The sequence below is a fragment of the Pseudoxanthomonas sacheonensis genome, assembly GCF_010093305.1.
Classification (GTDB): Bacteria; Pseudomonadota; Gammaproteobacteria; order Xanthomonadales; family Xanthomonadaceae; genus Pseudoxanthomonas_A; species Pseudoxanthomonas_A sacheonensis.
In genome coordinates this window covers 194,761-205,366 of the sequence record NZ_PDWS01000003.1, presented here as the reverse complement: position 1 = coordinate 205,366, position 10,606 = coordinate 194,761, and the positions used below count along the sequence as shown (strand labels likewise).

Annotated in this window: 9 protein-coding genes; 7 read left to right on the top strand and 2 right to left on the bottom strand. The window is 63.6% G+C overall.

The genetic code is table 11. From position 1 onward, the window contains the following. The first annotated feature begins 1 nt into the window (after position 1). Positions 2-379, top strand: a complete 378-nt coding sequence (locus CSC73_RS04655; RefSeq protein ID WP_163839237.1) for a hypothetical protein — start codon at positions 2-4, stop codon at positions 377-379. A gap of 84 nt (positions 380-463) precedes the next feature. After that, a complete protein-coding gene (locus tag CSC73_RS04650; protein ID WP_163839236.1) occupies positions 464-826 on the top strand; it encodes a VOC family protein in 363 nt (120 codons plus the stop codon). A gap of 153 nt (positions 827-979) precedes the next feature. Here CSC73_RS04650 and CSC73_RS04645 read toward each other — a convergent pair whose 3' ends face one another. Next, positions 980-1,948, bottom strand: coding sequence for a LysR family transcriptional regulator (locus CSC73_RS04645; RefSeq protein WP_163839235.1), 969 nt, complete (start codon positions 1,946-1,948; stop codon positions 980-982). A gap of 243 nt (positions 1,949-2,191) precedes the next feature. Here CSC73_RS04645 and aceB point away from each other — a divergent pair, with 243 nt between their 5' ends. The 4 genes from aceB to CSC73_RS04625 all read left to right on the top strand — a co-directional run bounded on the left by aceB (position 2,192) and on the right by CSC73_RS04625 (position 8,983). Continuing rightward, positions 2,192-3,799 (top strand): malate synthase A, encoded by a 1,608-nt coding sequence (gene aceB / locus CSC73_RS04640; protein WP_163839234.1) that lies wholly within the window; start codon positions 2,192-2,194, stop codon positions 3,797-3,799. A gap of 116 nt (positions 3,800-3,915) precedes the next feature. After that, the gene (gene aceA, locus CSC73_RS04635) at positions 3,916-5,208 is read left to right on the top strand and encodes an isocitrate lyase (protein WP_163839233.1); all 1,293 of its coding nucleotides are present in this window, start codon (positions 3,916-3,918) and stop codon (positions 5,206-5,208) included. A 117-nt stretch (positions 5,209-5,325) separates the two neighbouring features. After that, positions 5,326-6,357, top strand: coding sequence for a GGDEF domain-containing protein (locus CSC73_RS04630; protein WP_163839232.1), 1,032 nt, complete (start codon positions 5,326-5,328; stop codon positions 6,355-6,357). A gap of 19 nt (positions 6,358-6,376) precedes the next feature. After that, positions 6,377-8,983 (top strand): putative peptide modification system cyclase, encoded by a 2,607-nt coding sequence (locus CSC73_RS04625; RefSeq protein WP_163839231.1) that lies wholly within the window; start codon positions 6,377-6,379, stop codon positions 8,981-8,983. Here CSC73_RS04625 and CSC73_RS04620 read toward each other — a convergent pair. Then, positions 8,938-9,285: an NHLP-related RiPP peptide gene (locus tag CSC73_RS04620; RefSeq protein WP_163839230.1), complete on the bottom strand. Its 348-nt coding sequence runs from the start codon at positions 9,283-9,285 to the stop codon at positions 8,938-8,940. The two genes, CSC73_RS04625 and CSC73_RS04620, sit on opposite strands and share 46 nt — an antisense overlap. Before the next feature lie 114 nt (positions 9,286-9,399). Here CSC73_RS04620 and CSC73_RS04615 point away from each other — a divergent pair, with 114 nt between their 5' ends. Beyond that, the gene (locus CSC73_RS04615; protein WP_163839229.1) at positions 9,400-10,572 is read left to right on the top strand and encodes a putative peptide maturation dehydrogenase; all 1,173 of its coding nucleotides are present in this window, start codon (positions 9,400-9,402) and stop codon (positions 10,570-10,572) included. Positions 10,573-10,606 lie beyond the last annotated feature (34 nt).

Here is a 10,606-nt window from a genome sequence, read left to right as displayed (position 1 = left end):
CATGATCCGCAAGCTCGCTTCCGCCGCAACATTGCTGGCCCTCGTGAATCAGCCTGCTCTCGCCTCGCAAACCGCTTGCACATTCTCGGCCGGCGAAGCGTCCCGCTATTACGAGTTGGAGTTTATCGGTTATGGGGATGCGGACCCGGTCATCGTCTTCAGCTCAACGACATTCGGGTCCGGCAAGCCGGTTACGCTCGATCCTGCGGATTACTCGCTCAAGCATTTCAGTCAAAAGGCGAGGAAGGTCAGCCTGGAGTTCCGCAACCCGAAGAACCTTGCCCTGCCGCCTTCATTCAACCTCAATGCAGTGGGCGGTCGCGCCATCCTCAGCATCGGCTCCAGCGTCATCGAGGGAGACCTGAAGTGCGATTACTGAATTGCTTCTGGCAGTCATTCGAGCCGAAACCGTTTCGAAGACCGGCTTGGTTCAGGCGCTATATACCGACTTTGTGAGATTCCCATGAAGATGACCCGTCTCATCCCGATGCTCCCGGTAAGAAGCATGCCCGCGAGCGTCGAGTTCTATCGAAAGCTCGGTTTCAGCGTTGAAAACAGGAACGATAGCTGGCGCTGGGCGATGCTGTGTTTCGACGAATGCCGGCTGATGGTGGATCAGTCGATCAACGTCCATCCGCAGAGTCCGCGCACGTCTGTTCTCTACTTGTATCCGGACGACATCAAGCAGTACCACCAACAGCTTCGCGACAACGGCTTGGCCGTTCCCGACCTGGAGACTTCGTTCTACGGTATGACCGAGTTCCGCTTCGACGATCCCGACGGAAACAGGCTGTGGATCGGGCAGGCGACAGCAGAGAACCAATAACGTTGTTGGTCTTGCCGGCATGGTTGCCGGCCAAAGCAAGATCAAGAGCAAATCCCCCGTAGCCCCCTTTTCCAAAGGGGGCAAAAGCGACGCCTGTGTCTGTCAACGTTGATCGCCGATTCCAGGCGTTGGCTTTTTGTCGCACCGATTCTTCTAACGTTCCGAATGACCGGTGTCGTCGTAGCTGCTACGGGTGAACAGGTCAGGCTGGATCAGCTCGATGAACGCCCGGGCCTGTGGCGACAGGTACTTGCCCTTGCGCACCACCACGCCATAGCTGCGGGCGGGGAACCACTGGCTTAGCGACCGCGCGGCCAGGCGGTCGCGGTCGGCGTCGGTCAGGCAGATCGAGGTGATGATGGAAATGCCCATGCCCATGGCCACGTACTGCTTGATCACCTCCCAGCCGCCCACTTCCAGCGCCACCGTGTAGGGCACGCGGTTCTGCTGGAACACCAGGTCGACCAGACGGTAGGTCACCAGTCTTTTCGGCGGCAGGATCAATCCGTAGGGCGACAGATCCTCCAGCTTCAGCGTGCGCTGCTTGATCAGCGGATGATCCGGCGGTGCGATCAGCAGGGGCTCGAAACGGTATACGGGCTCGTAGCTGAGATCCTGCGGTATATCCAGCATCGAACCCACCGCCAGATCCACCGCATCGGACCGCAGCAGGTCGGTGCCGTCGGCGCTTACCGCGTTGTGCAGGGTCAGGCGCACTTCCGGATGCTGGCTGCGGAAGTGCTCCACGATCTTGGGCAGCAGATAGAGGATGGTGGAGCTGTTGGCGGCGATGTTGAGTTCGCCGGCATCCAGCCCGCGGACTTTTTCGCGGAAGCTGCTGCCCAGCCCGTCCAGGCTTTCGACCAGCGGCTGGGCCAGTTCGTACAGCAGCTGGCCTTCGCGGGTGGGGGTCAGGCGCCTGCCGCTGCGTTCGAACAGGCCTACCCCCAACTCGCGCTCCAGCGCCTGCAGCTGCAGGGTGATGGCCGGCTGGCTCACATACAAAGCCTCCGAAGCGCGCGAAACCGACCCCAGGCGTACCGTCTGGCAGAACGCCCGCAAGGGCTTGAGCCTGTCCGATTTGTAAGGAAATCGGGGGGTTGCGATGGGCTTGTCAGGCATTGCGATGCACCATATAAGCTGAACTTATTTATTGCATTGATAAAACTGTGTTGTCAAATAAATGACGTGGGAGCACGGTGAGCGCCCAGCTTGAATGGCCTGAGACCTACGGCCGTCATTCCCGCGAAGGCGGGAACCCAGTGACTTCAGCTCATGAGCTTTAAGTCGCTGGATCCCCGCCTTCGCGGGGACGACGGCAGGTTTTGATGGCGCTGGTAGCCCGTAATTGCCGAGGAGTAGCCAATGTCTGCCGTGTTTGCCCAGTCCCAGCCCACCAGCGCAATCGAAATCACCGCCGCCGCGCCCGGACAGGCCGCCCTGCTCACCCCGGCCGCCCTGGAGCTGCTGGCCTCGCTGCACCGCCTGATCGAGCCCCAGCGCCAGGCGCGGCTGGCCGCCCGTCGCGAGCGGCAGGCTTTCTTCGACGCGGGCGGCCTGCCGGACTTCCGCGAGGACACCCGTGCCATCCGGGAAGGCGACTGGAAGGTCGCGCCATTGCCGGCGGCCCTGCAGGACCGCCGGGTGGAGATCACCGGCCCGGTCGACCCGAAGATGGTCATCAATGCGCTGAACTCGGGCGCCAAGGTGTTCATGGCCGACTTCGAGGATTCCACCTCCCCGACCTGGGCCAACCTGGTCGCCGGCCAGCAGTCGCTGATCGGCGCCGTGGCCGGCACCCTGCGGTTCACCGCAGACAACGGCAAGCAGTACGCATTGAAGCCGTTCGAAGAGCAGGCCGTGCTGATCGTGCGTCCGCGCGGCTGGCATCTGAACGAGAAGCACGTGCTGATCGATGGCACGCCGATCGCCGGCGGCCTGTTCGATCTGGCTCTGTACGCCTTCCACAACGCGAAGCTTCTGGCTGCGAAGGACCGCGGCCCTTATTTCTACCTGCCCAAACTGCAGTCGATGGAAGAAGCCGCGCTGTGGGAAACCGCGCTGTCGCACATCGAAACCGCGCTGGGCCTGCCGCAGGGCCAGATGAAGGTCACCGTGCTGATCGAAACGCTGCCGGCGGTGTTCGAGATGCACGAGATACTGCATGCGCTGCGCGGGCGCATCGCAGGCCTGAACTGCGGGCGTTGGGACTACATCTTTTCGTACCTGAAGACCTTCCGCCGCCACCGCGACAAAGTGCTGCCCGAGCGCGGCCAGGTCACCATGACCCAGCCGTTCCTGAAGGCCTATTCGGAGCTGTTGATCCAGACCTGCCACCAGCGCGGCGCGCATGCGATGGGCGGCATGGCCGCGCAGATTCCGATCGGCAGCGACGAGGCCGCCAACGAGCAGGCGATGGCGCGGGTGCGCGCGGACAAGCTGCGCGAAGTCAGCGCCGGCCACGACGGCACCTGGGTGGCGCATCCGGCGCTGATCCCCATCGCGCGCGGCATCTTCGACGAACACATGCCGGCGCCGAACCAGCACGGCGTGTTGCGCGAAGACGTCAAGGTCGCCCGCGACGACCTGATCAAGCCTTCGCTGGGCACGATCACTGCGGCCGGTTTCGAAGGCAGCGTGGAAGTCTGCGTGCGCTATCTGGCCGCCTGGCTGGACGGCAACGGCTGCGTGCCGATCCATTGGCTGATGGAAGACGCCGCCACCGCCGAGATTTCCCGCACCCAGCTGTGGCAGTGGCTGCATTCGGACAACCTGCACCTGGCCGACGGCACCCTGATCGATTTCGCCTTGCTGGAGCGGGCGCTGTTGAATCTGCCGGCGCGGCTCGGCGACACCAGTGCGATTCCCGGCGGCACGCGCATAGGCGAAGCCATCGCCCTGCTGGACAAGCTCAGCCATGCCGACGAACTGGCCGAGTTCCTGACCCTGCCGGCCTACGAATACCTCGACTGACAACTTGTAGGAGCGGGCCCTGCCCGCGACAGGCTTTACCGGTAACGCCCTGTCGCGGGCAGGGTCCGCTCCTACGAAATCTCCGGCCATTTTCATTACCTACGAAGAGAACGACCATGAGCAACCTGCAGACCGCCGAACAGATCCAGAAAGACTGGGACAGCAATCCGCGCTGGGCCGGGATCACCCGCAACTACACCGCCGCCGACGTGGTGCGCCTGCGCGGCACCGTGCACGTGGAGCATTCCATCGCCCGCCTGGGCGCGGAGAAGCTATGGGGTTATTTGCAGAAAGAGGACTTCGTCAACGCACTGGGCGCGTTGACCGGCAACCAGGCCATGCAGCAGGTCAAGGCGGGCTTGAAAGCCATCTACCTGTCCGGCTGGCAGGTCGCCGCCGACGCCAACCTGGCCGGGCAGATGTACCCCGACCAGTCGCTGTACCCGGCCGACTCGGTGCCGGCGGTGGTCAAGCGCATCAACAACACGTTGCTGCGCGCCGACCAGCTGAACCATGCCGAGGGCGACGACAGCGTCGATTACCTGCAGCCGATCGTGGCCGACGCCGAGGCCGGTTTCGGCGGCGTGCTCAATGCGTTCGAGTTGATGAAGGCGATGATCGAAGCCGGCGCCGCCGGCGTGCATTTCGAAGACCAGCTGGCCAGCGTGAAGAAGTGCGGCCACATGGGCGGCAAGGTGCTGGTGCCCACCCGCGAAGCGGTCGAGAAATTGAACGCCGCGCGCCTGGCCGCCGATGTGATGGGCGTGCCGACCCTGCTGGTCGCACGCACCGATGCCGAAGCCGCCGACCTGCTGACCAGCGACATCGATGCCAACGACAAAGCCTTCATCACCGGCGACCGCACGGTCGAAGGCTTCTACAAGACCCGCAACGGCCTGGACCAGGCCATCAGCCGCGGCCTGGCCTACGCGCCCTATGCCGACCTGGTGTGGTGCGAAACCGGCAAGCCGGACCTGGAGTTCGCCCGGAAATTCGCCGAGGCCATCCACGCCAGGTTCCCGGGCAAGCTGCTGGCCTACAACTGCTCGCCCAGCTTCAACTGGAAGAAGAACCTGGACGACGCCACCATCGCCAGGTTCCAGAAGGAAATCGCCGGCTACGGCTACAAGTTCCAGTTCATCACCCTGGCCGGTTTCCATGCGCTCAACTACTCCATGTTCAACCTGGCCCACGGCTATGCCCGCCGCCAGATGAGCGCCTTCGTCGAGCTGCAGGAAGCCGAATTCGCCGCCGCCGACAGGGGCTTCACCGCGGTCAAGCACCAGCGCGAAGTGGGGACGGGCTATTTCGACGCCGTGACCCAGGCCATCCAGCAGGGCCAATCCTCGACCACCGCCCTGAAAGGCTCCACCGAGGAGGAGCAATTCCACGGCGAAAAGGCCGCCTGAGGCCGGAAAGCCCCGCAGTTGACGTTATCCGACGATAGGCCGGGAAACCGGCCTGTCGTCTGTGCTTTGGGGGCGCATTGTGGTGATATCCTCCGGATTCGCGAATTGGGGCGTGTGATGAATCCGGAGACCGCAGCGTTGGTCGCTGGCTACGAGCCAGTGCGTCCGGCCGCAGAGGAACTGCCCATCGATCCGACCACCGCGGTGCTGTCGGCGGAGGAGTGCGAGCTTTTCGCGCAGGTCGGAAACGTGCGTCCGGTAACGGTGGGTGAAAGGCTGTTCACCCGCGGCGAACTGGGCACCACCATGTTCGTGATCCTGCAAGGCGGAGTGGCGCTGGATTTCGGCGAAGACCTCAACGAGAAGCATCTGGGCGCGCGCGAATTCTTCGGCGAGCTGGGGCTGCTGATCGGCGATCACGCCCGCGCCGCATCGGCAACGGCCATCGCCGATGGCGTGCTGCTGGAGCTGAAGAGCCACGAGTTCCAGGTGCTGGTCGACCGCAATGCCGGGCTGGTCTCGCATTTCCTGCGCCGGGCCATCATGCGCGTGGTCTCCAACGAGCAGGGCTTGATCCACCGCCTGCGCCGCCGCAACCAGGAGCTGCAGGCTGCGCTGGACAGTCTGCGGGTCACTTCGCACCGGCTGGACAAGAGCGAAGAGCTCAACCGCACCGACGAACTGACTTCGCTGTACAACCGTCGTGGGCTGGCCATGTTCCTGGAGCAGGGGCGCAACAACGGCGGCTACCACGGCTACGGCCTGTTGCTGATCGACTGCGACCGGTTCAAGGACGTCAACGACATGCACGGGCACCTGCTCGGCGACCGCGTGCTGCAGAGCGTGGCCAACATCCTGCGCTCGCTGTCCGCTTCCCAGGATTTCGCATGCCGGCTGGGCGGCGACGAATTCTGCCTGCTGCTCAAGGCGCAGCACCGCGAAGAGATGTTCCGCTATGCCGATTTCGTGGTCAGCACCGCGCGCGCGCTGCAGCAGATGCAGCCGTCGCCGCCGCTGATCACCACCCTGAGCGTCGGCGCCTGCCTGATCGATCCGTCGCGCGACTGGAACGACTGGTATGCGCAGGCCGATCAGGCGCTGTACCGCGCCAAGAGCGCCGGCGGCGATCGCGTCGAGTGGCAGGATTGAAGGGCGGAGTCGAGAAGGGATGAACGATATCGGCCGTCTTCCGCTCGAAGGTCCGCAGCTGCGGACGCTGCTGCTGACCGATCTGGTCGATTCCACGGGTCTGGTGGAGCGCCTGGGCGATACGCCGGCCTCGGAGCTGTTCCGCGAGCACGATCATCTGGTGCTGAAACTGCAGCAGGAATGGCGCGGGCGGCTGATCGATCGTTCCGACGGCTTGCTGCTGCTGTTCGAGCGGCCTATCGATGGTCTGGGTTTCGCGCTGGACTACACCCGCGGCCTGCGCGAGCTTGGCCAGGCGCGTGGGTTGGAACTGCAGGCGCGCGCCGGACTGCACGTGGGCGAGGTGCTGACCTGGAAGAACAGCGATGCGGCGGTGCTGGTCGGCGCCAAGCCGCTGGAAGTGGAGGGCCTGGCCAAGCCAATGGCCGCGCGCCTGATGACGCTGGCGCGCCCGGGCCAGATCCTGCTCTCGGCGGTGGCCGAATCGCTGACCCACCGCGCCGCGCGCGAGCTGGGCGAACGCGGGCAGAACCTGTTGTGGAAGTCGTACGGGCGCTGGCGTTTCAAGGGCGTGCCCGAGGCGCAGGAAGTCTACGAGGTAGGCGAAATCGGCATTGCGCCGTTGCGCGCGCCCTCCAATATCGCCAAGGCCTGGCGCGACACGCCGCTGTGGCGGCGGCCGGCGGCGTTGGCGGTGGAAATGCTGCTGATCGTCGGCGTTGGCGTGGGCGTGTGGTTCGTCACCAAGCCGCAACCGGCCATCGCCTTCGCTGAGCGCGACTGGGTGGTGGTGGGCGATCTGCGCAACCTGACCGGCGAAAAGGTGCTGGACGATTCGCTGGAACAGGCGTTCCGCATCAGCCTGGAGCAGTCGCGCTACGTCAACGTGCTCAGCGACATGAAGGCACGCGATACGCTGGCGCGCATGCAGCGCAAGCCGGGAACTTTGCTGGACCGCGCGGTGGCGTCGGAGATCGCGCTGCGCGATGGGGTGCGTGCGGTGATCCTGCCGACGGTGTCGGAGGTGGGAGGGCGATTGCGCATAAGTGCGGAAGTCATTGACCCGCATACCCAGACGACCGTCTACGCCGAATCAGTAGATGGCACGGGAGCGGGCTCTGCGTTGGAATCGATAGATGCGGTCACCATTGCTTTGCGCGGCAAGCTTGGCGAGGCGTTGGCATCGATACAGAAGGATTCGGAACCGCTTCCTGAGGTCACGACTTCCAACATGGATGCGTTGCGTTCGTACGCCCTGGGCCAGAAATCATTCGCCTCGGCGCAGTACGAGCAGGCGCGGTCGTTCTATGCGCGTGCGGTCGGTTTGGATCCGAAATTCGCGCTGGCTTATCTGGGGTTGGTGCGCGCGCACAACGCGATGAGCGACCTGGCCGGCGGCAAACAGTACCTGGATAAAGCCATCGCGCTACGAGAACACCTCCCTCCCAGGGATCAGCTTTATCTGGATGCATGGACAGCGCAAATCAACGATCCTTCCGCCGCGCTGCAGAAGTGGCAGGAGATGTCCAGCCTTTATCCAGACTTCTATCCCGCCATCGCGAATGTCGGCAACGCTTTCTATCTGGATAACCGATTCGCCGAAGGAATTCCGTTCGCGAAGCGCGCTGCATCTCCACAGAGCGAATTCGCGCCGTTGTCCTGGGATCTGGTCGGCCGCCTTGCGCTGGGACAGGAAAAGTTCGCCGAGGCCGAAGCGGCTTTTGGCAATGCTATCGCCAGAGGATCCAAATCCGCAGTAGTTCGCCGAGCGAACACGTTCGCGGCGCAGCGGCGCTTTGACCAAGCCATAAAGACATGGCCGCTTTCGTTGAAGGTTAGCGGCGTCTATTTCGACAGAGTCTCGCTATATCTTGACCAGGGACTGTGGGCTCCGGCTGTCTCAGAGGCGCGCGGGCTGGAGCGGCAGACGCCTGCGGGCTCGGTCCGGGCACGGTTGGCTATCTATCCGTCGGCGGTTGCAGTATGGGCGCAGGGCGACTATGGATCAACGCGCAAGGAGATTCGACGAATCGCCGACACGACGCTATCCGCCGTCGCCAATCCGACGAATGCGGCTGATGCGACCGACGATGCATACGCTGCGGTCAGCGCGGGCATACTCGCTCAACGCATGGGCGATACGGCAGTAGCTCGTAGCGTTACCGCCGAACTGCAAAAGAGGAAGGAGCTGCTGACGAACCGGCCGTTGCGCGACTTGGTGGAAGTATCGAAGGCAAACGATCTGCGTCTATCGGGGAGCGCGGACAAAGCCATCGCGTTGCTTGAGCCGCTGGTGAATGGGAGCGAGCCTTTCCAGACCCACGCTGCATTGATGGAGGCCTATGCGGCCGCAGGGCTGATCAATAAGGCGGTTGGCCAAGCGCGTTGGTTGAGCAGTCATCGTGGCCGTGCATATATCGAAATCGGTTGCGCTTGGTGCCAGCAGCCACTGGACGTGTTCGACACCACGCATGCGCACCTACGAGCAGCTGAACTGCTCGCAGGCGCGGGAAACGAAGATCAAGCCAGAAAGGAGCTCCTGGCTTTCGACTCAAAATGGAGCGAAACCCAGTTGCCAGATCATTTGCGAGTTCGGCGCAAGGCGGTACTAGAAACATTCAACTGAATCGGCGTCATTCCCAGACCTGCCGTAAGCATGGTATGCAAGGCGTCGCGTGCCTTGATGACATCGGCCTTCGGCGCAATGCTCTGTACGGCCATGCAGCAACAGGTGCGTTCCAGTTCCGCCAACGCTGCGGTATCGCCTTTCGGCAACTTGTAGCCCGCCTGCACCAAAGCCGCCTTGGGATCCTTCTTGAACAGCCGGCGAAACTCGTTGTCCGTGCTCAGCTTATCCAGCAGCTTGCCCGCGACCTTCGGATCCAGAGGCGCGGCCTTCCCCGACGCGCCCGTCTTCTTAGTTGCCATGTTGTTCCCCAGTTGAAGGCCTCGAAACGGGCCTCTTGCGCGACAATCTAGCCTTGTCCGTGTTGCCAAACAACCGTAGGGTTGCGCGTCGAGGTCGAAACAGGGGAGAGCACCATGAAGGTGCGCCGTTGCAAAGTGCTGTACCTGGAGCCCCGGGAAGAGGTGGGCTTCGACCTGGAAATGCTGCTGGGGGGCGGCAACGGGCTGCGCCGCGAGCTCGGCTGGGTCGCGCTGGCGCCGCATCTGGGCGTGGAAATCAGGGTCGACGCCGCCGAATGCGAGCTGCTGGGTAGCCTGAGCCCTGACGAGTGGATCGACAGCGGCACGCTGGCCGATGCAGGCGCACTGAAGAGCCTGCTGAAGAAAGGCCTGATAGTGGGCACCGGTAAACGCCATGCCATCCATCGCGAATGCGACGAAATCCTGCGCGGCGTGCACTGGCATCCTCTGGCCGCGACCCTGCATGCCTTCACCCGTTGGCAGGAAGCCGATGCCGTTCAAGCCATGCAGGACACCGGCACCGAAACCGCCGGCGAACTGCGCCAGGTCCTTGGCGCTCCGCCAGTGGAAGCGATGGGCCGCGGCGACGAAAAACAGCGTATTCCGCTGCCACGTACAGCGCGCACCGACTTCGACCACTTGCTCGCTCGCCGAGCCACCTGCCGTAACTTCGATGCCGAACGGCCGTTGCCGTATGCCCTGTTCGCGCAACTGATCGAGCGCGTATTCGCCGCCCAATCGCACGTGCGGGTCAGCGACGACACCGTTTTCCTGAAGAAAACCAGCCCTTCCGGCGGCGGCCTGCATCCGGTGGAGGCCTACCTGATCGTGCAGAACGTCGAAGGACTGGCGCCTGGCCTGTACCACTACCACGCCACTACTCACGCGCTGGAGCCATTGCCCTTGCCCGAGCAACCCTTGTACGACCTGGCCCTGCAGGCCGTCGCCCAGCAGGACTGGTTCGCCAACGCCCACGTCATGGCGCTGATGGCGCCGCGCTACGACCGCTCCTTCTGGAAATACCGCAACCACGCCAAGGCCTATCGCGCCATTACCCTGGAGGCGGGGCACCTGTCGCAGACCCTGTACCTGTCGGCCACCGAAGCCGGCCTGGGCGCCTACATCACCTGCGCCATCAACGAAGTGCCGCTGGAGCAGGTATTCGGCCTGGATCGCCTCAGCGAAGGCGCGTTGGCGATCTGCGGTTTCGGCTGGCGCGGCGAGGAGATGGTGACGATGGAGCTGGATCCGGCCGGCGAAGTCTGGCGCATCGAAGGATCCACCTAACACCCCCATCTTTGTAGAGCCGAGCTCGCTCGGC

Excerpts from the sequence above, each read along its gene's own strand:
- CSC73_RS04645 (WP_163839235.1), bottom strand. The coding sequence starts at position 1,948 with ATGCCTGACAAGCCCATCGCAACCCCCCGATTTCCTTACAAATCGGAC.
- aceB (WP_163839234.1), top strand. The coding sequence starts at position 2,192 with ATGTCTGCCGTGTTTGCCCAGTCCCAGCCCACCAGCGCAATCGAAATC.
- aceA (WP_163839233.1), top strand. The coding sequence starts at position 3,916 with ATGAGCAACCTGCAGACCGCCGAACAGATCCAGAAAGACTGGGACAGC.
- CSC73_RS04615 (WP_163839229.1), top strand. The coding sequence starts at position 9,400 with ATGAAGGTGCGCCGTTGCAAAGTGCTGTACCTGGAGCCCCGGGAAGAG.
- CSC73_RS04625 (WP_163839231.1), top strand. The coding sequence starts at position 6,377 with ATGAACGATATCGGCCGTCTTCCGCTCGAAGGTCCGCAGCTGCGGACG.
- CSC73_RS04620 (WP_163839230.1), bottom strand. The coding sequence starts at position 9,285 with ATGGCAACTAAGAAGACGGGCGCGTCGGGGAAGGCCGCGCCTCTGGAT.
- CSC73_RS04630 (WP_163839232.1), top strand. The coding sequence starts at position 5,326 with ATGAATCCGGAGACCGCAGCGTTGGTCGCTGGCTACGAGCCAGTGCGT.
- CSC73_RS04650 (WP_163839236.1), top strand. The coding sequence starts at position 464 with ATGAAGATGACCCGTCTCATCCCGATGCTCCCGGTAAGAAGCATGCCC.
- CSC73_RS04655 (WP_163839237.1), top strand. The coding sequence starts at position 2 with ATGATCCGCAAGCTCGCTTCCGCCGCAACATTGCTGGCCCTCGTGAAT.